Source organism: Rhodocyclus gracilis (assembly GCF_009617575.1).
Taxonomy (GTDB): domain Bacteria; phylum Pseudomonadota; class Gammaproteobacteria; order Burkholderiales; family Rhodocyclaceae; genus Rhodocyclus; species Rhodocyclus gracilis.
This window is the reverse complement of the sequence record NZ_WIXJ01000010.1, coordinates 50,584-75,348: the sequence shown is the minus strand read 5'-3', so window position 1 is coordinate 75,348 and position 24,765 is coordinate 50,584. Positions and strand designations below refer to the sequence as shown.

Below are 24,765 nucleotides of genomic sequence, written 5' to 3'. Positions count from 1 at the left end.
CAATCTCCTTTCAACATCACGAAAATTGTGCCGAAAATTCCAGCTCAAATTGGTACGAAATTTCGGTGTAGCCTCACAATCAAAGTCCTGCAACAAGGCTGGGGCACGTATTACATTCTGAACGTGCAATCGGCTTATCGCCATATTCGGCCACGTTGTGCTTGGAGAGAGAGCTTGAAAACAGAGATGCCCGACAATGTATCGCCCGACCCCTATCCCGAACTACCGGTAGAACGAGGACCTCACGGTCGCGGTGTCGGGCGCTGGGTAGTGGATGAGAAACACCGCTACTTGGCGCGCTACCTCGACGCCACGCGCGAAGCGCAAAAGAAATTCAAGCACCGGGTTCTGATCGACCCCTTCTGCGGTCCGGGTCGCGTCCAGGTCGAGGGGGAGAGCTTCACACGGGATGGCGGGTCGGTCGCGGCTTACCGCCAGTCCGTACTCTCCGGCGCGCCATTCACAAAGCTGCTCGTGGGCGACATCGAAGCCGACCGTGTCCACGCCAATGAACTGAGGCTCAAGGCAGCGGGCGCAGACGTACAAAGCTTCGTCGGACCGGCCAAGCAGACCGTTGACGAAATGGCCAAAACCGTCCCTTTCGGAGCGCTAGCGCTTGCCTACATCGATCCTTACAACCTAGAGTTCCTGTCCCTCTCGATCATCGAGCGACTAGCCAAACTGCAGTACGTAGACTTTGCAGTCCACTTCAGCCTGATGGACCTGACGCGAAATATCGACATGGAGCTGGACCCCAAGCGGGACCGTTTTGATGATGCTCTGCCGGGTTGGCGTCTTGCCGCCCCGACCGATGATCTGTCCAAGTCGAGACTGCCCTACTGGTTCTTCGACGCGTGGTGCAAGGCGGTTGGAGCCTTGGGCTTCAAGATCAGCGGGCAGATGCCACTGATCACCGACGGCAAGGGGCGTTCGATTTACCGCCTCGTCTTCTTTTCGCGCCACCCGTTGCCGGACCGCATCTGGAACGACATCGCCCGCAGCGGCAATTTAGACCTGTTCTCTAACTAATCGCGCCTGCAATCGCCAGGATGCCACGGCGTCCTGGATTAATCTATTCCTTGATTAGTGGACGTATGTACACTAAAGTCATGATATGGCTCGAACCAACAATGACGCCCAGCACTTGTGCCGCCTGCGCGACCTGTACGCCCGCGCGGGTTGCATGCCGTCGTACAGCGAAATGTCCAGGGCGCTGGGGTTCAAGGCCAAGAACGCGGCCTTCAAGCTGGCCCAGCGCTTAATCGCGTCAGGTCATCTGGAAAAATCTTTAGGCGGGCGGCTCGTGCCCGGCCCCGGGTTCTTCACAGTCGATGTCAGTGATGGCGAGGTGAGAGCAGGATTCGGCTGCGAAGGCAATGCCACCAGCCTTTTCCATGCACAAGCGCTGGATCAGTTGCTTATAGCCAGGCCGTCGAAAACCATGTTCCTGAAGGTGCGCGGCGACTCGATGGTCGGCGCCGGCATCCTCAGCGGCGATGTGGCCGTAGTGGAGACGAGCATGCAGGCGGTCCACGGAGATGTGGTGGTAGCCGAGATCGATGGTAGCCATACCATTAAGGAATACAGAACCGACCTTGGCAAACCGCACCTAACCGCACACAGCGGGGACAGGCACAGCCTGAGCGCTAAAGAGACGCTGAACATCATCGGGGTTGTCAGGGGAATCGTCCGGAGTTACAAGCCGTCGCAGACGGGGCAAGCTAAGCTAGAAAAGCAGGGAGCATTGCGATGACGACAAGCAGCAAGATCGAGTGGACGGAGCAGACTTGGAACCCTACCGTGGGATGCGCCAAGATATCTCCGGGGTGCAAGCACTGCTATGCAGAGACCATGTCCAAGCGCTTGAAAGCCATGGGCACACCTGGCTATGAGAACGGATTTGCACTGACCCTGCTGCCAGAGCGGCTCAACGACCCCATTAAGCGGAAGAAGCCCACGGTGTATTTCGTTAACTCGATGTCGGACCTGTTCCACGATCGGGTGCCGGATCACTACATCGACAAGGTGTTTGAGGTCATTGCGCAGACCCCTCACCATACGTACCAGATCCTCACCAAACGCGCCGCACGCATGGCTCGGTATTTCCGGACGCGCTCGGTGCCGACCAACGCCTGGCTGGGAGTCTCCGTCGAAGACCGTAGTTTTGGTGTACCGCGCATCGACTATCTCCGTCGAGTGCCGGCCACCATCCGCTTCCTGTCGATAGAGCCACTGCTGTCCAATGTGGGCGAGCTAAACCTGCAGGACATCCATTGGGTCATCGTCGGCGGCGAGTCCGGACCAAAGGCGCGACCAATGAAGATGGAGTGGGTCGAGGCTGTACGCGAACAGTGTCAGGAGCAGGACGTAGCCTTCTTTTTCAAACAATGGGGCGGCTGGGGAGCAGATGGCAAGAAACGCGCGAAAGCGGCCAACGGTCGTGAGTTGAACGGCCGGACATGGGACGAAATGCCGGCGACGCCCATTTATCGCGGCGACGCCGTCCGATCTGCATGACAGGCGCTTGACCCTAGGAAGCTCCGCAGGCACATTGCTGTACAGGGACCATCAGAGCGCGCTCAGCGTGCCATTCAATGCCACATTACGACTGGATTTGGGGAGAACCGCCCCCGCTGCTGAAGCGGCACAGTGAAGTTAAACACGCGCTTCTGCGCAACTATCTGGTCGACTACTTCCTGACGCTGGTGTCAATGCCGCAGCAGGACAAAATCCAGCTGACCATTGTAGATGGCTTCTGCGGAGGGGGGCTCTACCGGAACGAGTCCGGCCAGGAGGTGCCAGGCTCCCCGTTGGTAATTCTTGAGGCAATTCGAGAGGCCGAGGTCTTGGTCAACTTACGGCAGGAGCGCCGCAAGCCAATTCAGATCGATGTGGAATTAATTTGCATCGATGACTGCCTCCACGCGCTGAACTACCTGAGTCATGTTCTCGATGGCAGGGGATATGGTGGAGCCGTGGCCACAGGGACCATCAAGCTGGTTAAAGGCAAGTTTGCCGACCACTGCAGGGCTGCGATTCAGCGGGGCCAAGATCGCAGCCCGCGTTCGGGACGTGTGCTGTTCGTACTCGACCAGTATGGCTACTCCGCCGTGCCGATGGCCTGCTTGCACGACATCTTCGCCAAGTTAAAGCACGCGGAGGTGATCCTCACGTTCTATATCGACAGCCTGATCAGCTACCTCAACGAGAAGAACCTCGCAGACTTCGAGTTGACGACGGGCATCCGCTCGTCGGTGCGTGCGGCCGACTTGGATGAGACCAAGCAGTCGCCGCGATGGCGGGTCAAGTTGCAGTCTTCCCTTTACCAGAGCTTGACCAGCCAATGCTCGGCACAGTTCTACACACCGTTCTTCATCCGGCCCGAGCGCGGACATGGTGACTTCTGGCTGCTTCACCTCTCGCAGCACTGGAAGGCGCGCGACGTAATGGCGACTACTCACTGGAAACACCATAATCACTTTGCACACTACGGCAAGGCGGGTTTCCATATGTTCAGCACGGGCTACATCGGCAAGATCGACGACGAAAACCGACTACAAATGGGATTCGATTTCAGCGAAGTGGCGGCGACGGTCAGCAAGGAAACGATGATGGAGCAGATCCCGACCATGCTCTTCGAAGGCGCCGAAGGCATAACCTTCGAGCAGTTTTTCCTCAGATTGATCAACACGACGCCAGCAACGCGTAGCATGGTGGAGGCGACACTGCTCGAACTACATCAGAGCGGCGAGATCATGGTTACAGATAATACCGGCGACGCCTCCAAGGCACGCGTCAAGCTCAAACCCGACCATGTGTTGCGCTTGCCCTCGCAACGCTCCTTCAGTTTCTAGCGGCGCCCGCATCCAAGTCCGTGCCACCATCAACCGCCTAGCTGAGATTTTTGCGCCGACTTGACCTCACTTAGCCGATACAAAGGCGGCAGGTTACCACGGCCATGACATCAGACCGCGATCCGAAAATCGCGGCCTTCGTGTTCGTCCACGACGCTGCCCCGATGGGGCGGAAAAGGCGTTACCACCAAGTCCTTCCCGGCGAAGGGCTCGGCTAGCTCCGCATCCCGCTAACGAACGAAGGTTGCCCAAGCTGACCGAGGACGGTTTAGCAGCGGCATTTCACGGTTCGATGACACGGACAAGGATCAGGATAACGCGGGTTAGATCGCGCCGAGATATCAGCTATCATCCCTTCCGCATCATAGGCATTACATAAAAGCAATGGCTTCCGTCTTGACGGCGCGGGGCAGTGTTCCGAGAATTGGGACGAGTGTCGAAAGGGGTAGCGAGATGGCGTATGACTATGATGGTTCGTTTCGCGAGCAGGCGGCTTACGCACGTGGGCGTGCCGAAACATCGCGGCCATCGGATCCCGTCGACAAGTATCTCGGCGGCGGAACGGCGCTGGAGAATTTTCGGCTGAAGGAAGAGAACGCGACGCTCAAGGAGCAGATTCAGGATCTGCAGCGGCGATTGGTCGGCACAAAGGCGGTTCGCGATACGTTGAAGAATGCGCTTAGAGAAGTGCAACCGAATCATCCGCTGATCGTCCCGTTCAGCGGCAATCCTACGCTTGTAGCCATTGCTGAGCGTGCGATTGACGAGGCCTCCGGCCGCACCTGACAGAGAAGTCGGTCAGGGGTGACTTCCCAAGCAGCCGCCTTCGGGCGGCTGTTTCTTTTTGTGCATCGGAAACGCTCGAATCTGTGTTCAAACGCGATTGGAACGATCTGCCGTCGATTTTGGAGCAGTCTTGTGCAACTTCAGCGTGTCGCGCGTGTGACTATCGATGTCGCCAGCCAGGATCACGGCGTCCACGTCGAGCACAGGCGGCTCCCAGTCCTTTGTTTCGAGGTGCTGGTCGGAATAGAGTGCAAATCTCATATCGCCAACCTTGTCGCTTGGTCGATGTCGCCGCCCACCGCGATCCAGCCCAGCCGGTTCGCTTTCGCGTCATCGAGCGAGTGGTGCCGGCGCAAACTGCGGAACGCCTCTTCTACAGCCTCGACGAAGCGGTCGTAGTCATTGAGGCAATTCGTGGTCAGCAGCAGCGGCCTTCCATCAAGGTTCTCTGGCCACGTCCGCGCGCCGGAGAATATCTCCTGAATCCACGGCCAATCCCAAGCCAACGAGTCGGTCGCCAGCTGCACCGGCTGTTCGAAGCTCTCCAACCAACTGCCCAAACCAAGAGCCAGGTCGGACATCGTCATGAGGGCGCTTCCGCCTTCAAGCTGCGGCAATACTTCCTGTCGGGCAAAGTCGCCCACATCCGCCAATCGATAAGTGTCGGACAACTCAGCGTAGAACGTGCGCTCACCATCTTCGGAGATCAGGCCGATGGAAATGAGCTTGGGATCGATGCCCAGTTCGGTAAATTCGGTGTCGAAGAAAATGAGCATGCCCAACCCTGTCGAGATCTGGTGAGCGAAGAACAGTCGGAAATAATGAGGGAAACGCGCAAAACATCATGCAGCCCTGGCGCTCCCTTTTCGACGCAGCATCCACGATCGCAGAATGGCTTCGCCTTCTGTTTCGATTTTGTGCACCATCGCCGCGCGCGCAGTCACATCGTGCTCACCATGGGCTTTTTCCACTAGCGCCGCCAGCCTCGCATGATGCTCGTCGGCGTCATCGTATTCGGGCAGTCGCATATGCTTGAACACATCCCCTACCTGGATAGATACGTTATGGCTTTCTACCCATTCACGCACTATCGGTGTGTTCAGCAGGCCACAGAGAAAATAAGCGGGTTCCTTTGCGTCGAACCCCGCAAAATATACCTTGTGGTCAGGGATGTACGGACGCCTACCGACCAGAGGAACCACAGCACTACCGGCCACCGCGGCGTAGAAGCGATTGGACATTTCAGGCCAAACGACTTTCCATGGCTGGAAAGTGTAGTCGCCCACGTTGTACACGGCATAGAACGGAGCCCCCTTCATCTGCCGCCGGAAGGTTGAACGCGCATTCAACAGTGCCTTGTAGCCGGAGAACCACGCCTTGGTCTTGGCGAGCCACGGGCTATTCATTTCCACCTCGCAAGCATCATAGGCCGCGCTACTGATGCCTGTGTTGGGCACGAAGGTATAGAGGACTTCGTCTTCCAGGAGCGGGTCGTTCAACTTCAGGTAGCAGGGCTCGAAATCGCCAGCCCCTTTGACGAGGGGATATAGCTGGGTGGCTTCAACCCAAGCGGTCCTGGCCACTCCGATGTCCTTTTTCCCGGCCTCCGGGCGGCTGCGCACTTGCACCAGCTGGCCGTTACTCTTGACGACAGGGACGAAGAACACGCCATTCAGATCCGTAGTGATTCCTTTGCGTCCGACTGCCCAGTCGCACGTGCCAGAAAGAGCGCTCAATTCGTCGTAACGTCCTGTGTCTAGAACAGCCCAAGGGGAACCTGCACCGTCAACGGGCACAGCTTCCTTGGCAGTAATCACCACTCGCCCCATCACCGTTGTGAGGTCTAGGTCCGCGGGGATAGTTTTCGTACTTCCGGGTGCGCTATTCCAGAGCCTATAAGGCACAGGGTAAGTTCCCGGCGAGGCCGTCTTGTTGAAAACGGCAACGACGGTATGGTTGCTGGCGTCGTCGAACGGCTTCAGCGCCTTCATGTCATCCACGCCAATAGGCGCCAAGTGCTGTGTTTTGGGATCGGCAGGATGAAGTCGAAAGTTTCGGAAGCCGACTGAGGATGGGTTCTTGAAGATCGTTCCCGTGATCACGAAGGCCAGCCTTCCGCGAGCCTTCAGCCACTTGTCCGCTGTGGTGTAAGTGATCATGGCGGAGATATCGAGCTCATTGCCACCGTGACGTTTATTCTTCGAGAAGATGCCATAGCGTTCGCAGGTCGGTTTGACGCGTTCGCGATATGCCTCTGGGAGCTTCGACCAGCGCACCCAAGGAGGATTGCCGATAATGCAGTCGAAATGCCCCGCCGTTGCGGACCAAAAGAAGTTACGGACGACCCTGAACCAGATCCCGTTCCACTGCTGCCGATGCAACGCCAGAATTTGGTCGTAGGTGTACCGCAATGGCATTCGCCACTCATCGGCCTCGAGGGGAGTCATCAAACCGGCCTCCAGGAGGCGCGTTTCAGCCTCTAAATACTCCGCGCCGGTTTCGACTTCTTCGCCCATCTGCGCGAAGACCTGATCAAGGCGTGCGCGATCAAAGGCAAGTGCTGACGGCAGGGCAATATCCAGCCCCGCGACTTGGCTACCAATCTGGTACCTCACGACATCCTGACCTGCGATCGGGTTTGGCGCAGGGGAGTAGATCGCATCAGCCAGCAGGACGGGAATCTCTAAGGTCTGTCCGGGTGAGTCCCGAAGCAAACTGGCGATCTCCATCAGAAAATTGACCCGTGCGGTTTGCACGGCGAGCGGGTTCAGGTCGAAGCCCCACACCGATGTGCACAGGTGGTTGACGATCTCCTCTGAGTCCCATCCGGCAAGAATGGCTTCATCGCGCATACGGCGCATGATCGCCAACAAGAACGAGCCGGAGCCGCAGGTTGGGTCAAGCACCCGCTGACATAGCCAGTCGCCGCGCGTGGCCTGCCCGACGGTGAAATCCACCAGCCAGTCGGGGGTGTAGAACTCCCCCAGACTTTGACGCAGTTTTCCCGGCACCAAGCCCTGGTAGAGATCGCGCAGCACGTCGCGTGTGTGGCTCAGAGAGTCCGTGCGATACAGCGATAGCGCAGCCAAGATGCCGCGCAAGGCAGACACGAGGGTCGCACCGTAGGTATTTTTCCGGGCGACATCCAGATACCAACTAAAGATTGCCTCTTCAACAAAACCGTTGATACCGGCCTGCGCGAAGATTCCGGCCCGTTCAATGTCCTGCGACAAGGTGTCGAGCAAAACACCATCATCGAGCAGCGCGGCCATCGCCTGTGCTGGTTGCTGGGTGGTAGTCAGACCATGGGCAGAGACGATCTCAGCGGCAAGTAGCTTAATCAGCAGAGAGTTGTAGGAGTGGATAACGAAGAGGCGCCCAGACATCTCCTGATGTGGGTGGCCTTGCCACGAGAAGCTAATTTCGAGATTGATAGCTTCGGCTTGAAAATCCGACATGTCGGAGACTTGGCCGTAGAGGGTGCGCCACTCCTCAAAGAGCATCTTGATCTTGCAATTACCGGCAGTCGCCAATTCTTGCGCAAGCGCATCGGCCATGGCCTGCATCATGGCGTATGCGTTATTTGACCCGTGACCAAAATCTGCTAACAGGTTCTCGATCGTGATCGCTCTCCGGGTATCCGCCCTGACGGCCTGAATAACCAAGCCGACGGCATACTCGGAGAAAGGGATCAGATGCTGCGTGTGGATCGCGCCATCGAGCACCTGAGCGAAGCAAACGTGATCGCCATCGATGGCGATCCCAATAAAGTCTTCGGCGGGGATGCCCGCCTTGATCGCTTCACGCCGGATGTAAGGCAACAACCGCTTCTCGGTAGCTTCCTTGAACTTGGCGCTGCTTTTGGCCCCCTTGAAAAAGCCGGGCGCCTTGAATTCGATGATGACGTTGTTGTAACTGCTATCTTTCTTGGCGCGCTCGGCGTCGAAGTGGACGTTCAGCACCAACTCCAGTGCCGATACCCACGCTACCCGAACTTCCTCTTCGCCACACCACGGACGCCTACGTCTGGCAGCGATGTGGGCGTATGCGGTCTGCTGTGCTGTGCTGTGCTGTGCTGTGCTGTGCTGTGCTGTGCTGTGCTGAGCTGTGATGTGAGGTGGGGTGGAGAGGAGGGTAGAGAAGAATAGAGTTGAGGGGTGCTGTGCTGTGCTGTGCTGTGCTGTGCTGTGCTGTGCTGTGCTGTGCTGTGCTGTGCTGTGCTGTCAGGAATTATGGTTTGGGTCATTTTCCACCGCCAAGTGCTATTTTTTCGGCTGCCGCATACGCCCTTAGCTTCGATCTCAATCGCCAGCCTCGGCTCACTCCCGATCCACGGAGGCAGCTGCAGAATTTCGTCCAGTATGCCAGATGTGCGATGCTCGATTGAGCAGGCAAAACCGCGCGACTATGCACCCCTAGCACCGCGGAGAACACTCGGTGCCCCTGCTCCCCCTCCGAACAGCGCCAAAGCACATGGGTAGTGACACAGGCAACCGAATCTGTACGCGAACACACCTCACGCCTGGTCATCAATGGTGGCCCGAGGCAGCGGTCCTCTGCAGCGAAGCCTCCTCGCGGCGTACTCCGCCGAATGGCGTACGCACTAGCCCACTTCATCGGCTACTACCCTGACGTCGAACCCCACATTAAAAGGCGATGGGATTGATTCGATCTGATTGGCTCCGACGTCCCCAGACATCGAGGTCAAGGCCGCGTGTCGTTCTCTAGGATTCAGTCGCCCCACGTTCTACAAGTACTACGGCGAATTCACTGGGTGAAGAGGTCGCGCGTAGCGATGGAATCCGTAGGCTGCGCATCGCCGCAACACGACCGGTCCCGCTGCCGCTTTGCTCAAGATAGACATCCGTCGATCAAGCCGCAGATATCGCCGCCCCCCTTCCTAGACGACCTGCGGCCTCTCCTCTCTCGTCCGCCCTTCAAATATCAAAAGAATGCGAGGATTAGCCCCCTGAAGCCTAACCTCGACAAAGCAGCCTCTACGCTGACGGACGCGACCATCAACACCGGTGAAGAATAGATCGCTGTCGATCTCACCGTCTTCATTGATGACCACCGGAAAGCTGAAAACCGCCTCCGTTCGTCCTTCTGGGCACACAACCTTGACCGTTGCTCCCGGCGGGGCGAGGGAAGCATCCGATGCAATCATCTTCAGGCCTGTCTGAACGAACCAGGGCAAGACGTCGCTTCGACGGGCCTCTGACTCGTCGCCGGATCCATCGCGTAGATCAAGTCCGCGAGCGTCAGTGGCGCGATCAGACTCGCCGCAGGCCACTTGCTGCAGTGAACCATCTGCCAATCGCAGAAGAACGTTAGCTTGGGGCATCGCTTCAATCTTCTCGCGCCAAACCTGCTTTCTGACGAGATCCGGGAACCGGACCTGACGGACGAAGGAAGCGACGCGCTGCGGCCTTGTGGCGTCCGGATCACCATCCTTCGCCTCCACTTTCCGCGCGTTCGACCGACCCGCGGAGGGAAAGCATTTCTCTCCAGGCGAGTCGGCGCCACGGGCTGGGTACCGCGCCCTCCTGTCACCAGCCTCATACGATAGTGACCTGAACGGAAAGGGATGCGAGCACGAGCGGAGACGCCAAGCGACGAAGGTTGCGTTGTCGAGATCACCGACTGGCAACCAGATACCGCTCGCGACGAGTTCAGTGCAGCCCTCAAACGGGAAGCCGGTATAGGGATATACGGGCCGACGGTCAGCTGCGGCCTTCTGACAGGAAGAGTGAATGCCGGCTGCCGCTCGCCACGCATAGGCGCTCGCGGCGATGCGACCGATATCGGATGCTGACAGCCCCGAGAGGCGATGCGCCAGTACCAGGTGGAGATGCCGCGTGTCCGGGTTGAAGTGTTTACTCGACCAAAGCGCCTCGTCACGCAAGGGCGCAGTAAAGAGGCGCTGCAAAAGGTTACTTGAGGATCCGAAGTAAAAGCGGATGAGCTCGATGCAGGGAATGAGCAAGCGGCGGCGCTCGTCGAGCGTGATCGCCACGCAGTAGGACTGTGTGTGCTGCCGATGCCACGGATGCGCGGCAAGCGGCAGGAGAAACTGCTCCTCGATCGCAAGGCCTGCCTTCACAAAAGAGGCCGTGGCCGGGGTGATCGAAAGCTGCTTAAAGGTCTCGACCTGGTAGTCGGGCGAATCGATTCGGCGTCCGTGTTGCCAGAGATCGCCAATGGAGAGTATCGGCAATGCCGAGATAGGCGCCCAAATCTCCCGCGACTGCAGGAGGTCAGTACCCTCGGGACGGAGTAAGGCCTCGCGATCGACGACATCGCCACGCAGGGGCGAGAGCACCACCTTGATGCTCGGCTGCGAATAGCGACGGACTGCGGCAGGGTAGGCGCAATCGCCGAACCAGTCGATGCGCCAGATACGATCGTCGGGCGTCAGCGATGGGAAGGTCGGCATCTCGTCGATGCCGGTTCCGGACATTCCCGTTGAAGGGGGAAAACTGGCAAACGTTGACGACAGGACCGACGTTGGCATCTACCTGATTCCAACCTATGCTGACGGCAAGAATAGTATGCCGCGCGTACAGCCTTGTCATCCCAGCAGGGGCGTCAAATCAGCCGCTTCCAGAACATCGATGTACTTTCCATCAGAGCGATGTTTATTCCAACTTATCGATGGAATTCACACCGATGTCCACATTTTCTGCCTGCCTGTCTGCCCAGTAGCTGGACCGGATCATCGGCCCGCAGGCGGCGGCGGTGAAACCGAGTTGTAGCGCCTGACGCTGGTAGTCGACGAAAACCTCCGGCAGGACGTAGCGCGTCACCGGCAGGTGGTGCGCCGAGGGCGCGAGGTACTGGCCGATGGTGAGCATCTCGGTATCGTGCCGGCGCAGGTCGGCGAGCACGTCGATGATTTCCTCGTCGCGCTCGCCCAGCCCGACCATGAGGCCCGATTTGGTCGCCACGTCCGGGCGGCGCGCCTTGAATTCCTTGAGGAGCAACAGCGAGTGCGCGTAGTCGGCGCCGGGGCGCGCTTGCTTGTAGAGGCGCGGCACGGTTTCCAGATTGTGATTGAGGACGTCGGGCGGATCGGCGCAGAGGATGTCGAGGGCAACGTCGAGACGGCCGCGAAAATCCGGGACCAGCGCCTCGATGCGCGTGCTCGGCGAGGCGGCGCGAATGGCGCGGATGACCTCGACGAAGTGCGCAGCACCGCCGTCACGCAGATCGTCGCGGTCGACGCTGGTGATGACGACGTAGCGCAGCTTCAGCGCGGCGACGCTGGCGGCGATCTTCGCCGGCTCGGCGGCGTCGGGCGGTAGCGGCTTGCCGTGGCCGACGTCGCAGAAGGGGCAGCGGCGCGTACACAGATCACCGAGGATCATGAAAGTCGCCGTGCCGCGACCAAAGCATTCGCCGATGTTCGGACACGAAGCCTCCTCGCAGACCGTGTGCAGCTGCTGATCGCGTAGCAGGCGCTTGATCTCGGCAAAGCGGCCGGCATCGGAACCGCCGACCTTGACGCGAATCCACGACGGCTTGCGCAGCGGCTCGCTGGCGACGACCTTGATCGGAATGCGTGCGGTTTTCGCCTCGCCCTTCTGCTTTTCTCCGGCAACGAGGCGTTCGCGCGGCGGCGTGGCGACAGGGGCGTGATCGTGCAGGGGGTCGGACATCAGTCGGTTACCTCGAGGTTCTCAGCGCGCCCGGAGTTCTGAACGTTGCCAGAGCCCGCAGAGTTTTCAGAATGCGCCGCGCTGTTGGGCGCACCGCCCGGAACGGCCAGCAGGGTCGCCAGTCGCTGCGCCAGCGCGAGGCCGGCGGCGTGGGACGTCAGGTCGACGCCCTGATCGCGCGTTTGCGTGACGGCCAGACCGGCGTAGCCGCAAGGGTTGATGGCGGCAAAGGGGGACAGGTCCATGTCGACGTTGAGCGAAACGCCGTGGTAGCTGCGTCCGTTGCGGATGCGCAGGCCCAGTGCGGCGATTTTTGCCGGATGGGCGGCATCGGTACCAGCCGTACCGGCGGAGCGTTCGCCGACATAGACGCCGGGGGCGCCGTCGATGCGGCCGGCGGCGACGCCGTAATCGGCGAGCAGGTCGATGGCCGCCTGCTCGATGCGCGAGACGAGTTCGCGCACTTTCAGCCGACGCCGGGTGAGGTCGACGAGCACGTACACCACCGCCTGACCGGGGCCATGATAGGTAATCTGGCCGCCACGGTCGATGTTGACGAGCGGTACGCCGATATCGGCGAGCAGGTGTTCGGGGCGCCCCGCCTGGCCGAGCGTGAACACCGGCGGGTGCTCGCACAGCCAGAGTTCATCCGGCGTCTCGGCGGTGCGGGCGGCGGTGAAGTCGATCATCGCCTGCCAGGTGGCACGGTAGTCCACCTGCCCCAGCTCGCGCAGACGCGGCGGCGCGAGATCAGCCAGAGGCAACAGGGGCGGGATGGGCGCCATGGAACGATCAGGCGCGCGAGCGCCCTGCCCCGGTGGCGCGATCGCGCCGGGCAAGGCTCACAGCACCACCTTGACGAGCGGATGCGCTGTCAATTCACGGTACAGCGCATCGAGCTGCGGGCGGCTGGTGGCGGTGATGGTGCACGTCAGGCTGACGTACTTACCGCCGCTGGAGGCGCGCATCTCCATCGTCGCGCCGTCGAACGCGGCGTCGTAGCGCAGCACGACATCGAGCACGGCTTGCGCCAGCGCCGCGTCGGCGCGCCCCATGATCTTGAGCGGAAAGGCGCAGGGAAATTCAAACAGGGCAGCTGCCGCAGGGGCAGCCGGACTCACATCAGACATCGGCGTTCCTCATTACATCGTCACGAAAAGCGCGGTACCACGCGTACATCTGCTGCGCCAGCGGGCCGGGGCGTCCGTGGCCGACCGGCTGCCCGTCGAGGCGGACAATCGGCAGGATTTCCTTGGTCGACGAGGTCATCCAGAGCTCGTCCGCTGCGCGCAGTTCGCGCTCGCTGATGTCGCGTACGGCGTAGGAGACGCCGTGCCGCGCCGCCAGCTCCAGCACCAGATCATAGGTAATGCCGGGCAACACGCGGTGATCCTTGGGCGGCGCCAGCAGCACCCCCTCGCTGACGACAAAAATGCTCGATGCCGCCCCTTCGGTGAGCAGGCCATCCCGCAGCAGCAGGGTTTCGACGGCGCCGGCGTCCACCGCCTGCTGCCGCGCCAGCACATTCGCCAGCAGCGAGATCGTCTTCAGATCGCAGCGCTGCCAGCGCGTGTCGGGCGCAGTGATGGCGGCGATGCCGGCGGCTCGCGTCGCGTCGCTGGGAGTCACCAGCGGCGCGGTGAAGGCAAACACGGTCGGCGCGACGCCCTGCGGAAAAGCGTGGTCGCGCTTGTCGTCGGCGCCGCGCGTCACTTGCAGCAGCACCGACTGATCGACGAAATCGGCACTGGCGACCAACTGCCCGATCATGGTCCGCCAGCCTTCCAGACTCAGCGGATTGGGCAGATGAATGCCATCAAGGCTGGTTTGCAGACGGGACAGGTGCTCGTCGAGGCGAAACGGCCGGCGCGAGTAGACCGGGATCACCTCGTAGACGCCGTCGCCGAAGAGGAAGCCCCGGTCAAGCGGCGAAATCCGCGCCTCCGCCAGCGGCAGAAAACGCCCGTTCAGATAGACCGTCATCGCGTATGCACCCTCCGCACCGGGGAAAAGGCCGGCAGTGCCGGCCACCGCTCGGCCCGGCGCCGGCTTAGTTGAACCAGAGGCGAACCGTATCGATGAGGCGACCGAAGAAGCCCCCCGTCGGCACGGCGGTGAGCGCCAGCACCGGATAGTCGCCCCAAGGCTTGCCATCGACCGTCGCCCGCACGATGCCGACCGGCTGGCCGGCGGCCACCGGCGCCAGCAGCGGCTGCTGCGACACCATTTCTGCCTTGACGCGGCCTGCCAATCCTTTCGGCACGGCGAGGATGAAATCGTTCGCAAAGCCCGCCGCAACGGTGGAATCAGCGCCCTTCCACACGCGCACCTGCGATACCGGCTGATTCTTGGCGTAAAGCCTGACCGCGTCGAAATTCTGGAAGCCGAAGTTGAGCAGCTTGAGCGATTCCTGTGCCCGCACGGTGTCGGACTCGGTGCCCAGCACCACCGACAGCAGGCGACGCGGGCCGCGCTTGGCCGAGGCGATCAGGCAGTAACCCGCCGCGTCGGTATGGCCGGTCTTCATGCCGTCAACCGAGGGGTCCATCCACAGCAAACGGTTGCGATTGGGCTGCGAGATGTTGTTGTAGCGGAATTCCTTGATCGAGTAGTAACGCGCGTAGTCGTCGGGGAAGTCGCGGATCAGCGCCATCGCCAGCGTCGCCAGATCGCGTGCCGTCGTGAAATGCTGCGGATCGGGCAGGCCGGTGGCGTTGCGGAAGCTCGACGACTTCATCCCCAGTCGCTGCGCCTCGCGGTTCATCATCTTGGCGAAGGCTTCCTCGCTGCCGCCGATCGCCTCCGCCAGCGCCGTCGTCGCGTCGTTGCCCGACTGCACGATCATGCCCTTGATCAGGTCTTCCACCGCCACCGGCTTGCCGAGCGGCAGGAACATGCGCGAGCCGGGCGCCCGCCAGGCTTTTTCCGACACCTGCACGGCCTGATCGCGCTTGAGCACACCCTGCTTGAGCGCCGAGAAGGTGAGGTAGGCGCTCATCAGCTTGGTCAGCGACGCCGGCTCCAGACGCTCGTCGGCGGCTTGCGAAGCGAGCGTCTGGCCGGAGCCGAACTCGATCAGCAGCCAGGATTTGGCGGCCAGCGCCGGCGACGGCGGTAGCTGTTGGGCAGAAGCAAAGAGCGGAATGCCGGCGAGCAGCACGAGGCCGGCGGCGCATCCACGCAGGGAACGGAGGATAGACATGATCAGGGGGCTTTCCGGAACGGGCAGGGCCCGGAGCGCTTCGGGCGGCGCGGGCCAAAGACAGGAGAGGCCGAGTATACCAAGCCGCCCGTCCCTGCCCGGTAAGCCTTCGTTACAGGAACGGCAGCGACGACTGGCGCGGCGTCTGCCGGCAGGCGGCCGCCATGCGCGCCAGTGCGGCGTCGAGCGTGGCACGGGGGCAGCCGAAATTGAGACGGACCCAGCCCGCCAGACCGAAATCGGCGCCGTTCGACAGCCCCACCCCCGCTTCTTCGAAAAACGCCGCCGGGTTGGCCACGCCGAGGCCGCGTGCATCGATCCAGGCGAGATAGCCCGCCTCGATGTGCGTCATCGATAACCCCGGCATCGCCGCGACGGCCGCTTCCAGAAGGTCGCGGTTGCCGCGCAGGTAGTCGAGCAGAGCCGCATGCCAGTCGTCGGAATCGCGGCAGGCCGCTTCGCAGGCTGCGTAACCGAGCACGTTCACGTGCGGCACGATGCCGTTCATCACCACGAGGAAGCGGCGGCGCAGGGCGGCATCGGGAATCACCGCCCAGGCACAGCCAAGGCCCGGCGTATTGTAGGTTTTCGACGGCGCCATCAGCGTGATGCTGCGCGCGGCGGCATCGGCGTTGAGGCGAGCAAAGGGCTGGTGGCGTTGGCCGGGTTCGAGGACCAGCCCGCAGTGGATTTCGTCGGAGCAGACGATCAGGTCGCGCTGCCGGCAGAAATCGGCGAGCTGCTGCAACTCGGCCGCTTCCCAGCCGCGACCGACCGGGTTGTGCGGATGGCAGAGCAGCAGCAGGCGCGTCTGCGGCGTGCACGCGGCTTCCAGCGCCGGGAAATCCCAACGCCAGCGACCGTGATCGAGCACCAGCGGCACTTTCACCAGCGACCGCTGCGACAGCACCGGCGCCGAGAGGAATGGCGGATAGACCGGCGTCGCCGTCAGGACATCGCCGTCGACGGCGCGGCAGGCAACGTTGAGCCCGGTAACGAGTCCGGGCAGCCAGACCAGCCAGTCCGCCTCGATCGTCCAGTCGAAGTGCCGCTGCAAGTAGCCACGCACGGCATCCACGAGGCCCGGCATCGGATCGCTGTAGCCAAGGATGCCGTGCTCGAGGCGCGCGCGCACGGCTGCCAGTACCGCCGGCGGCGCCGCGAAGTCCATGTCGGCGACCCACAGCGGCAGCACATCGCGCCCGGCGTAGCGATTCCACTTCATCGAATCGCCGCCCCGGCGTTCGATCACCTGATCAAAATCGAAAGCGCCCGGCGTGCAGGGCGCCGTATCGCCGCTACGGCAAGAATCGTTCATCGTGTGCGTGCCTTAACCAAGGAAGAGACGGTACGCCGGGCTTTGCGTCTCGTCCCAGTGCGCGTAGCCGAGCGTCTTCAGGAAGCGCTGGAATTCGCCCATTTCGGCCGGCGGCACCTGCATGCCGACGAGCACGCGACCATAGTCGGCGCCGTGGTTGCGATAGTGGAAGAGGCTGATGTTCCAGCCGGCACTCATGGTGTTGAGGAAGTTCATCAGCGCACCGGGGCGCTCGGGGAATTCGAAGCGGTAGACGAGTTCGTTGTCGATCTGCGGCGCATGGCCGCCGACAAGGTGGCGGATGTGCAGCTTGGCCATTTCATCGTCGGTGAGGTCGAGCGTCGCGTAGCCGTGCTTCTTCAACTGTTCGACGAGCTTGAGCGACTCGGCCCGCGAGGCAACCTGCACGCCAACGTAGACGTGCGCCTCGTGCGACTCGTTGTAGCGGTAGTTGAATTCGGTGATGTTGCGGGCGCCAATCAGGGAAAGGAATTTCTTGTAGCTGCCGGGCTTCTCGGGCAGCGTCACGGCCAGCACGGCCTCGCGCTGCTCGCCGATTTCGGCGCGCTCGGCGACGAAGCGCAGGCGGTCGAAATTGGTGTTGGCGCCGGAGGTCACGGCCACCAGCGTCTTGTCCTTCAGCTTGTGCTGCTTGGCATATTCCTTGGCGCCGGCGACAGCGAGCGCCCCCGAGGGTTCGAGAATCGAGCGCGTGTCTTCGAATACATCCTTGATTGCCGCGCAGATGGCATCGGTGTCGACCAAGACGACTTCGTCGATCACCTCGCGGCAGACGCGGAAGGTTTCCTCGCCGACGAGCTTGACCGCCGTGCCGTCAGCGAAGAGGCCGACCTGATCGAGACGTACGCGCTTGCCGGCAGCAAGCGACTGCGCCATGGCGTCGGCATCGAAAGTTTCGACGCCGATGACGCGCACGTCAGGGCGCACCTGCTTGATGTACGCCCCCACGCCGGCAGCCAGTCCGCCGCCACCGATGGCGACGAAGACGGCGTGAATCGGCTTGGCATGCTGGCGCAGGATTTCCATGCCGATGGTGCCCTGCCCGGCAATCACGTCGGGGTCGTCGAAAGGGTGAACGAAGGTGAGGTGTTCTTTCTTCTCCAGCTCCACCGCGTGGGCGTAGGCCTCGTCGAAGGACTCGCCGGCGAGAACGACTTCACCGCCGCGGCTGCGCACGGCATCGACCTTGATCGCTGGCGTCGTCGTCGGCATGACGATCACCGCGCGACAACCGATCTTCGCCGCCGACAGCGCGACGCCTTGCGCGTGGTTGCCCGCCGAGGCGCAGATCACACCACGCTTGAGCTTTTCGGCAGAAAGTTGGGCAATCTTGTTATAGGCACCGCGCAGCTTGAAGGAGAACACCGGCTGCATGTCCTCGCGCTTGAGCAGGATGCGGTTGCCGACACGCGCGGAAAGGTTGCTTGCCTGGTCCAGCGGCGTTTCGATGGCGACGTCGTAAACCTGCGCGTTGAGGATTTTTTTCAGATAATCCGGGTGCATTGGACGCTTCTTCGAGAAAACAGAAGGGAATTCTAGCACTTTGGACTGGTTCGACCTTTCCGCTGACGCCAGTCTGGGCGGCCTTTTTGCCGCCAGCTTCCTGGGCGCAACGCTGCTGCCAGGGGGGTCCGAAGCCGTCTTGTTCGCCGTGCTGCGCCACTATCCCGAACAGTTCTGGAGCGCGCTCCTGCTGGCGACGCTCGGCAATACGCTCGGTGGCATGACCTCCTGGGCCTGCGGTCGCTGGCTACCGAAATGGCAACGTCTGGAAACGTTGCCGCAACTCGAACGCGTGCGCCGCTGGGGTTCGCCCGTCTTGCTGCTCGCCTGGGCGCCCCTGATCGGCGACGCGCTCTGCGTGGCGGCCGGTTGGCTGCGGCTTGAGTGGCGGCAATGTCTGCTGTGGATCGCTCTGGGCAAGGCATTGCGCTATGGCGTGGTCGCCCAGGCGGCGCTGGTCTGAACGCTGAGTCAGCGCCTTGTGGAACCGGCAACTCCCGCCGGGAGTCGGAGCCTTCCACACCGGCGCGAGGCTGCGCATCGGACAAGCCCGGGCGCCCGCCGCCCTTTCTACGATAGAATCTCGCCTTTGCTGCGCCCCGGATCGCTCATGACCGCTCGCCTGCGCGAAATCCCCTACAACTACACCTCGTTTTCCGACCGAGAAATCGTCATCCGGCTTCTCGGCGCGGAGGATTGGGCCATCCTCGACGAACTGCGTGGCGAACGCGTCACCGGCCGTTCGGCGCGGATGCTCTACGAGGTGCTTGGTGATATCTGGGTTGTCCTGCGCAACCCATACCTCGAAGACGACCTGCTGGCTTCGCCGCCGCGACGCGAGGCGCTGATCGGCGCCCTGCGCCACCGCATCAGCGAGGTCGACAAACGCCGGCAGGGCAACGAACGCGTCCTGCCGCTGATCGAGGCGGCGAACGTCGCCATCGACAATTTCGCCCGCCGCTTCGAAAACACCGAACGTCTGCGGCGGCGCGCCATGAAGCTGCTGTCGCGCCACACGCACCGTGACAACATCGCATTCGACGGTCTGGCACGCGTTTCGCATGTTACCGATGCCACCGACTGGCGCGTCGAGTATCCCTTCGTCGTACTCACGCCCGATACCGAGGAAGAAGTCGCGCCCTTGGTCAAAGGCTGCATCGAACTCGGCCTGACCATCATTCCGCGCGGCGGCGGCACCGGCTATACCGGCGGCGCCGTGCCGCTGACCGCCATGTCGGCGGTGATCAACACCGAAAAGCTGCTCGACACCAGCCCCGTCGAAGAAATCGCGTTGCCCGGCGTCAATAAGCGCGTCGCCACCATCCGCACCGGCGCCGGCGTCGTCACGCGGCGCGTTGCCGAAGCGGCGGAAGCGCACGGGCTGGTCTTTGCCGTCGATCCGACCTCGGCCGACGCCTCGTGCGTCGGCGGCAACGTCGCCATGAACGCCGGCGGCAAGAAGGCCGTGCTCTGGGGTACGGCGCTCGACAACCTCGCCTGGTGGAAGATGGTGACGCCCGACGGCGACTGGCTCGAAGTCGAACGTCTCAACCACAACCTCGGCAAGATTCACGACCAGGAGACGGTTTCCTTCCTGCTGCGCCGCTATGACGCGAGCGGGCGCTCGCTCCTTGGCGAAGAACGGCTCGATATTCCGGGCGCCCGCTTCCGCAAGGAAGGCCTCGGCAAGGACGTCACCGACAAGTTCCTCGCCGGCGTTCCCGGCGTGCAGAAGGAAGGCTGCGACGGCCTGATCGTCGCCGCGCGCTGGGTGCTGCACAAGATGCCGCCGCACACGCGCACCGTCTGCCTCGAATTCTTCGGCCAGGTGCGCGAAGCGGTGCCGGCGATCGTCGAAATCACCGACTACTTCAAGCCGGGTGGCGACGGCCACGCCGCCGGCGTGCTGCTCGCCGGCCTCGAACACCTCGACGAACGCTACGTCAAGGCCGTCGGCTACGCGACCAAGGCCAAGCGCCACGGCCGGCCGAAGATGGTGCTGGTCGGCGACATCGTCGGCCACGACGAAGACGCGGTCGCCGCCGCTGCCTCGGCCGTCGTGCGCATGTGCAATCTGCGCAGCGCCGAAGGCTTCATCGCCGTCGCCCCAGAGACGCGCAAGAAATTCTGGCTCGACCGCGCCCGCACTGCGGCGATCTCGCGCCACACCAACGCCTTCAAGGTCAATGAAGACGTCGTCATCCCGCTGCCGCGCATGGGCGACTACTGCGACGGTATCGAGCGCATCAACATCGAACTGTCGATCAGCAACAAGCTCGCCCTCTGCGACGCGCTGACGACCTTCCTGCAAGGCGATCTGCCGCTCAACCGGGGCGACGCCGCGCTCGACGCCGAGGTGCTGATCGGCGACCGCCGCCAGCACGCGCTCGACCTCGTCGCCAGCGTGCGCGAACGCTGGCAATGGCTGCTCGATCATCTCGATCTGCCGCTGGCAGAAGCCGAACCGCGTTTCGCCGATCTTGGCATCGTCGTCGGCCCGCTGTCGAACCGCGCTCCCGCGCCGTGCCTCTTCCACCGCCTGCAGGACTACTCGCTGCGCACGTCGTGGAAAAGCGAGCTGAAGCCGGGGCTGGAAACGATCTTCGACGGCAACGTCTATCGCCCGGTGCTGGAACGCATCGAAGCCCTGCAACGCAGCACGCTGCGCGGCCGCGTCTTCGTCGCGCTGCACATGCACGCAGGCGACGGTAATGTGCACACCAACATTCCGGTCAATTCCGACAACTACGAGATGCTGCAAACGGCGAACCGTGCCGTGGCACGCATCATGACGCTGGCGCGCTCGCTCGGCGGCGTCATTTCCGGCGAACACGGCATCGGCATCACCAAGCTGGAATTCCTCTCCGACGAGGAAATGCAGCCGTTCCGCGCCTACAAGGCAAAGGTCGACCCGCACGACCGCTTCAACGCCGGCAAGCTGATGCCGGGCGGCGATCTGTCGAATGCGTATACGCCGTCGTTCTCGCTGCTCGGCGCCGAGAGCCTGATCATGGAGCAGTCGGAGATCGGCCACATCTCGGCGTCGATCAAGGACTGCCTGCGCTGCGGCAAGTGCAAGCCGGTGTGCTCGACGCACGTGCCGCGCGCCAACCTGCTGTACAGCCCGCGCAACAAGATTCTCGCCACCTCGCTATTGATCGAAGCCTTCCTCTACGAAGAGCAGACGCGCCGCGGCATTTCGCTCAAGCACTTCGACGAATTCAACGATGTCGCCGACCATTGCACGGTCTGCCACAAGTGCGTCTCGCCGTGCCCGGTGGACATCGACTTCGGCGACGTTTCGGTCGCCATGCGCAACTTCCTGCGCGAACAGGGCAAGAAGACCTTCCGCCCCGTCTCGGCAGCGGCCATGGCTTTCCTGACGATGAAGGACCCGGCCACCATCAAGCTGGTGCGCACAGGGATGATCGAATGGGGCTACCGCGCGCAACGCTTCGCGCACGGACTGGCCAAGACCTTCGGCCTGATTCAGGAGCAGACTCGCCGGCCGCCGGCGACGCTCGGCGCGCCGCCGCTGAAAGCGCAAGTCATCCATTTCATCAACAAGCCCATGCCGGGCGGCCTGCCCAAACGCACCGCCCGCGCCCTGCTCGATATCGAGGACGATACGGTCGTGCCGATCATCCGCAATCCGGGCAAGAGCAGCGACGACAGCGAAGCCGTGTTTTACTTCCCCGGCTGCGGCTCGGAGCGGCTCTTCTCGCAAGTCGGACTGGCAACGCAGGCGATGCTCTACCATGTCGGCGCGACGACGGTGCTGCCGCCGGGCTATCTCTGCTGCGGCTATCCGCAAAACGCCGCCGGTGAGGCCGAAGTGGCACGGCAGATCGTCACCGACAACCGCGTCCTCTTCCACCGTCTGTCGACGACGCTCAACTACCTCGACATCCGCACCGTCATCGTCTCCTGCGGCACGTGCATGGATCAGTTGATGAAGTACGAGTTTGCCAAGATCTTCCCCGGCTGCCGCCTGCTCGACATCCACGAATACCTGCTGGAAAAAGGCGTGCATCTCGAAGGCGTCGAAGGCACGCGCTACATGTACCACGAGCCTTGCCACACGCCGATGAAGACCATCTCCGGCGTCAAGGCAGCGACGCAGTTGCTCGGCCAGCGCGTTGACCTCTCCGAACGCTGCTGCGGCGAATCGGGTACGCTCGCCGTGACACGCCCAGACATTTCGACGCAGGTACGCTTCCGCAAGCAGGAAGAAATCGTGCGTGGCGTCGACCGTCTGCGTGAGGCCGAAACGGCCGATGGCAACGCCTTTGCCGGTCAGGTCAAGCTCCTCACCTCCTGCCCCTCGTGTCTGCAGGGCGTCTCGCGCTACACCGGCGACGCCGCCATCGAAACCGACTACATCGTCGTCGAAATGGCGCGCCGCCTCCTGGGCGAACACTGGATGAGCGATTACGTCAGCCGCGCCAACGCTGGCGGCGTCGAACGCGTCCTGCTGTAAGCGAACGTCGCAATGCCGCCCCTGATGACCACACCGCACAACGCCCCGGCCCTGAATGACGCGACGGGCAACGCCTGCCCGCTCTGCGCCGCGCAGGGCGAGACGGTGCTGTGGGCTGACGATTTTTGCCGCGTCATCGGCGTCGACGATGCCGATTACCCCGGCTTTTGTCGTGTCATCCTGTGGCGCCATGTGCGCGAAATGAGCGATCTCGCGCCGGAAGAGCAAACGCGCCTGATGCGCGTCGTCTTCGCCGTCGAAAGCGTGCTGCGGCGGCATAGCGACGCGGACAAGATCAATCTGGCGAGCTTTGGCAATCAGGTGCCGCACCTGCATTGGCACATCATTCCGCGCTGGCGCGACGACCGGCATTTCCCCGATTCGATCTGGGCCGCACCGCGCCGTAGCGGCGAGTTGCGAACGCGCCGGGTACCGGCGGCAGCAGCCTTGCGCTCCCTGCTCGCGATTGAACTGACAGCCGACTGAGGCGCCGAGCCCCGCGCTGCGGCGCGGCGGCCCGAGCACATGGCGACCAGGCCATCGCGATCCGCGCGGCGCGTTGATGCTCGATTTGCGCCCGCCGGATATTCCGGCCAGGCGATCCGTCCGCCCGCTCGTCCGCTTCGCTCCGCTACGAGACGAGGCGATGCACGGGAAAACGGGCGGCGAAGCGGCTGCCACGACCGAGTTCGCTGTCGATTTCCAGCGTTCCCTGATGGCGCGTCAGCACGTGTTTGACGATAGCGAGCCCCAGCCCGGTTCCGCCGGTTTCGCGCGAACGACTGCGGTCAACGCGGTAAAAACGCTCGGTCAGGCGCGGGATGTGCTGCGGGGCCACGCCAATGCCCGTATCGCTGACGAGGAATTCGGCGGCACCGCTGTCGATCCCGTGCCACAGGAGATCGATGCTGCCGCCCTCCGGGGTGTAGCGCACGGCGTTCGAAGCGAGGTTGCCGAGCGCGCTGCGTAATTCACCGGCACAGCCCCGCACGGCGACCGGGCCGTCGAAGGTCAGTGAGAGGCGGTGGCGCCCGCCGGAAAGGGCTTGCGTTTCCGCATAAATCGCTTCGAGCAGGGGGCGCATCTCGACCCGCTCCTCGACCGGCGCCTCGCTGCCGGTTTCCAGTGCCGACAGGGTCAGCAGATCGTCGATCAGGCAGCGCATGCGCACCGACTGTTCGTTGATCAGCTTGAGGTAGCGCCGCAATTCGTCGGCCGAATAGCCGGCAGGATCGTCGGCCAGCATTTCGGCAAAGCCGGAGACCACGGTCAGCGGCGTTTTCAGTTCGTGCGAGACGTTGGCGATGAAGTCGCTGCGCATGCGCTCGAGACGCTCGATCTGCGTCACGTCGCGCGACAGCAGCAAGGTCTGGTCGTCGCCATACGGAATGATCTGCAGGAGCAGCGTCTGCGCGTCGCCGCGACCACCGCGCAGAAGCAAGGGCTCGTGGTAGTCGCCGTGCTGCAGGTAGGTGACGAAGTCCGGGTGGCGAATCAGGTTGGTCAGCGCCTGCCCGCGATCGCCGCCGGAGAGCGAAAAGTGGGCTTCCGCGCGCGCATTGAGCCAGTCGATACGACAGTGCCGGTTATAGACGATGATGCCGTCCGGCAAAGCTTGCGCAGCGCGGGTAAAGCGCTCGAGCGCGTCGGCCAGGGCCTGCTGCTGCCCCGAACGGATGCGGGCACGCCGATGCAGGCCCGAAAACGCGATCTCCCAGACGCCGCCGCCCACCGGCAGGGGCGCATCGAGCGGGCCGCCCAGCCAGCGAATGAGACGCCCCAACTGGAAGAGATGCCAGGCCAGCAGAGCCAGGAGCCCCAGCGCGGCCGCCGAGGGCACCGCATCACGCCCGCCGAGCGTCCACGCCGGCACGCAGACGAAGAAAAATACCGCGATCAGCTGCCAGGCGAACGTTGACCAGGCCAGTCTCACATCGACACTC

The 24,765-nt window shown here is 62.5% G+C and carries 20 protein-coding genes; 8 read left to right on the top strand and 12 right to left on the bottom strand.

Translation table 11 applies throughout. The features are described from left to right. The 5 genes from tcmP to GHK24_RS11805 form a co-directional block, all read left to right on the top strand. On the top strand, positions 1 to 1,029 hold a 1,029-nt coding region (gene tcmP / locus GHK24_RS11825; RefSeq protein WP_228384682.1), incomplete at its 5' end, for a three-Cys-motif partner protein TcmP. An 85-nt stretch (positions 1,030 to 1,114) separates the two neighbouring features. Then, the gene (locus tag GHK24_RS11820; protein WP_153473091.1) at positions 1,115 to 1,753 is read left to right on the top strand and encodes a LexA family protein; all 639 of its coding nucleotides are present in this window, start codon (positions 1,115 to 1,117) and stop codon (positions 1,751 to 1,753) included. After that, the gene (locus GHK24_RS11815) at positions 1,750 to 2,517 is read left to right on the top strand and encodes a DUF5131 family protein (RefSeq protein ID WP_153473090.1); all 768 of its coding nucleotides are present in this window, start codon (positions 1,750 to 1,752) and stop codon (positions 2,515 to 2,517) included. The genes GHK24_RS11820 and GHK24_RS11815 overlap by 4 nt, the downstream gene beginning before the upstream one ends. A 77-nt stretch (positions 2,518 to 2,594) precedes the next feature. Further along, positions 2,595 to 3,854, top strand: a complete 1,260-nt coding sequence (locus GHK24_RS11810) for a three-Cys-motif partner protein TcmP (RefSeq protein WP_153473089.1) — start codon at positions 2,595 to 2,597, stop codon at positions 3,852 to 3,854. 453 nt (positions 3,855 to 4,307) lie between these two features. After that, entirely contained in the window at positions 4,308 to 4,640 is a 333-nt protein-coding gene (locus tag GHK24_RS11805; RefSeq protein WP_153473088.1) for a hypothetical protein, read from the top strand. A gap of 87 nt (positions 4,641 to 4,727) precedes the next feature. Here GHK24_RS11805 and GHK24_RS11800 read toward each other — a convergent pair whose 3' ends face one another. From GHK24_RS11800 to ilvA, 11 genes are all read right to left on the bottom strand, one after another. After that, complete coding sequence (locus tag GHK24_RS11800) at positions 4,728 to 4,901, bottom strand: metallophosphoesterase family protein (RefSeq protein ID WP_153473087.1); 174 nt, start codon at positions 4,899 to 4,901, stop codon at positions 4,728 to 4,730. Further along, complete coding sequence (locus tag GHK24_RS11795; RefSeq protein ID WP_153473086.1) at positions 4,898 to 5,416, bottom strand: 3'-5' exonuclease family protein; 519 nt, start codon at positions 5,414 to 5,416, stop codon at positions 4,898 to 4,900. The genes GHK24_RS11800 and GHK24_RS11795 overlap by 4 nt, the downstream gene beginning before the upstream one ends. Before the next feature lie 66 nt (positions 5,417 to 5,482). After that, positions 5,483 to 8,602: an Eco57I restriction-modification methylase domain-containing protein gene (locus tag GHK24_RS11790; RefSeq protein WP_340666180.1), complete on the bottom strand. Its 3,120-nt coding sequence runs from the start codon at positions 8,600 to 8,602 to the stop codon at positions 5,483 to 5,485. A gap of 938 nt (positions 8,603 to 9,540) precedes the next feature. Then, complete coding sequence (locus GHK24_RS11780; protein WP_153473085.1) at positions 9,541 to 11,154, bottom strand: hypothetical protein; 1,614 nt, start codon at positions 11,152 to 11,154, stop codon at positions 9,541 to 9,543. A 124-nt stretch (positions 11,155 to 11,278) separates the two neighbouring features. Beyond that, complete coding sequence (gene lipA, locus GHK24_RS11775) at positions 11,279 to 12,298, bottom strand: lipoyl synthase (protein WP_153473084.1); 1,020 nt, start codon at positions 12,296 to 12,298, stop codon at positions 11,279 to 11,281. Next, positions 12,298 to 13,083 carry a lipoyl(octanoyl) transferase LipB gene (gene lipB, locus GHK24_RS11770; protein ID WP_153473083.1) on the bottom strand — a complete coding sequence of 262 codons (786 nt, stop codon included), beginning with the start codon at positions 13,081 to 13,083 and terminating at the stop codon, positions 12,298 to 12,300. Before lipB ends, lipA begins: the two co-directional genes overlap by 1 nt. 57 nt (positions 13,084 to 13,140) lie before the next feature. Beyond that, the gene (locus GHK24_RS11765; protein ID WP_153473082.1) at positions 13,141 to 13,428 is read right to left on the bottom strand and encodes a YbeD family protein; all 288 of its coding nucleotides are present in this window, start codon (positions 13,426 to 13,428) and stop codon (positions 13,141 to 13,143) included. Next, entirely contained in the window at positions 13,421 to 14,281 is an 861-nt protein-coding gene (locus tag GHK24_RS11760) for a D-amino acid aminotransferase (RefSeq protein WP_153473081.1), read from the bottom strand. Before GHK24_RS11760 ends, GHK24_RS11765 begins: the two co-directional genes overlap by 8 nt. Positions 14,282 to 14,348: 67 nt before the next feature. Further along, the gene (locus GHK24_RS11755; RefSeq protein ID WP_153473080.1) at positions 14,349 to 15,500 is read right to left on the bottom strand and encodes a D-alanyl-D-alanine carboxypeptidase family protein; all 1,152 of its coding nucleotides are present in this window, start codon (positions 15,498 to 15,500) and stop codon (positions 14,349 to 14,351) included. Positions 15,501 to 15,612: 112 nt separating this feature from the next. Then, entirely contained in the window at positions 15,613 to 16,818 is a 1,206-nt protein-coding gene (locus GHK24_RS11750; RefSeq protein WP_153473079.1) for a MalY/PatB family protein, read from the bottom strand. A 12-nt stretch (positions 16,819 to 16,830) separates the two neighbouring features. Then, a complete protein-coding gene (gene ilvA / locus GHK24_RS11745; protein ID WP_340642763.1) occupies positions 16,831 to 18,381 on the bottom strand; it encodes a threonine ammonia-lyase, biosynthetic in 1,551 nt (516 codons plus the stop codon). Position 18,382: 1 nt separating this feature from the next. Here ilvA and GHK24_RS11740 point away from each other — a divergent pair, with 1 nt between their 5' ends. The 3 genes from GHK24_RS11740 to GHK24_RS11730 all read left to right on the top strand — a co-directional run bounded on the left by GHK24_RS11740 (position 18,383) and on the right by GHK24_RS11730 (position 23,308). Continuing rightward, positions 18,383 to 18,805 (top strand): YqaA family protein, encoded by a 423-nt coding sequence (locus GHK24_RS11740; RefSeq protein WP_153473077.1) that lies wholly within the window; start codon positions 18,383 to 18,385, stop codon positions 18,803 to 18,805. Between the two features lie 147 nt (positions 18,806 to 18,952). Next, a complete protein-coding gene (locus GHK24_RS11735) occupies positions 18,953 to 22,822 on the top strand; it encodes a DUF3683 domain-containing protein (RefSeq protein ID WP_153473076.1) in 3,870 nt (1,289 codons plus the stop codon). Between the two features lie 24 nt (positions 22,823 to 22,846). Further along, entirely contained in the window at positions 22,847 to 23,308 is a 462-nt protein-coding gene (locus GHK24_RS11730; RefSeq protein ID WP_153473075.1) for an HIT family protein, read from the top strand. Positions 23,309 to 23,453: 145 nt separating this feature from the next. Here GHK24_RS11730 and phoR read toward each other — a convergent pair whose 3' ends face one another. Further along, positions 23,454 to 24,755: a phosphate regulon sensor histidine kinase PhoR gene (phoR, locus tag GHK24_RS11725; protein WP_340642762.1), complete on the bottom strand. Its 1,302-nt coding sequence runs from the start codon at positions 24,753 to 24,755 to the stop codon at positions 23,454 to 23,456. Positions 24,756 to 24,765: the final 10 nt, after the last annotated feature.

Coding starts and splice junctions, on each gene's coding strand:
- GHK24_RS11820 (WP_153473091.1), top strand. CDS start 1,115: ATGGCTCGAACCAACAATGACGCCCAGCACTTGTGCCGCCTGCGCGAC.
- GHK24_RS11815 (WP_153473090.1), top strand. CDS start 1,750: ATGACGACAAGCAGCAAGATCGAGTGGACGGAGCAGACTTGGAACCCT.
- GHK24_RS11810 (WP_153473089.1), top strand. CDS start 2,595: ATGCCACATTACGACTGGATTTGGGGAGAACCGCCCCCGCTGCTGAAG.
- GHK24_RS11805 (WP_153473088.1), top strand. CDS start 4,308: ATGGCGTATGACTATGATGGTTCGTTTCGCGAGCAGGCGGCTTACGCA.
- GHK24_RS11800 (WP_153473087.1), bottom strand. CDS start 4,901: ATGAGATTTGCACTCTATTCCGACCAGCACCTCGAAACAAAGGACTGG.
- GHK24_RS11795 (WP_153473086.1), bottom strand. CDS start 5,416: ATGCTCATTTTCTTCGACACCGAATTTACCGAACTGGGCATCGATCCC.
- GHK24_RS11780 (WP_153473085.1), bottom strand. CDS start 11,154: ATGCCAACGTCGGTCCTGTCGTCAACGTTTGCCAGTTTTCCCCCTTCA.
- lipA (WP_153473084.1), bottom strand. CDS start 12,298: ATGTCCGACCCCCTGCACGATCACGCCCCTGTCGCCACGCCGCCGCGC.
- lipB (WP_153473083.1), bottom strand. CDS start 13,083: ATGGCGCCCATCCCGCCCCTGTTGCCTCTGGCTGATCTCGCGCCGCCG.
- GHK24_RS11765 (WP_153473082.1), bottom strand. CDS start 13,428: ATGTCTGATGTGAGTCCGGCTGCCCCTGCGGCAGCTGCCCTGTTTGAA.
- GHK24_RS11760 (WP_153473081.1), bottom strand. CDS start 14,281: ATGACGGTCTATCTGAACGGGCGTTTTCTGCCGCTGGCGGAGGCGCGG.
- GHK24_RS11755 (WP_153473080.1), bottom strand. CDS start 15,500: ATGTCTATCCTCCGTTCCCTGCGTGGATGCGCCGCCGGCCTCGTGCTG.
- GHK24_RS11750 (WP_153473079.1), bottom strand. CDS start 16,818: ATGAACGATTCTTGCCGTAGCGGCGATACGGCGCCCTGCACGCCGGGC.
- GHK24_RS11735 (WP_153473076.1), top strand. CDS start 18,953: ATGACCGCTCGCCTGCGCGAAATCCCCTACAACTACACCTCGTTTTCC.
- GHK24_RS11730 (WP_153473075.1), top strand. CDS start 22,847: ATGACCACACCGCACAACGCCCCGGCCCTGAATGACGCGACGGGCAAC.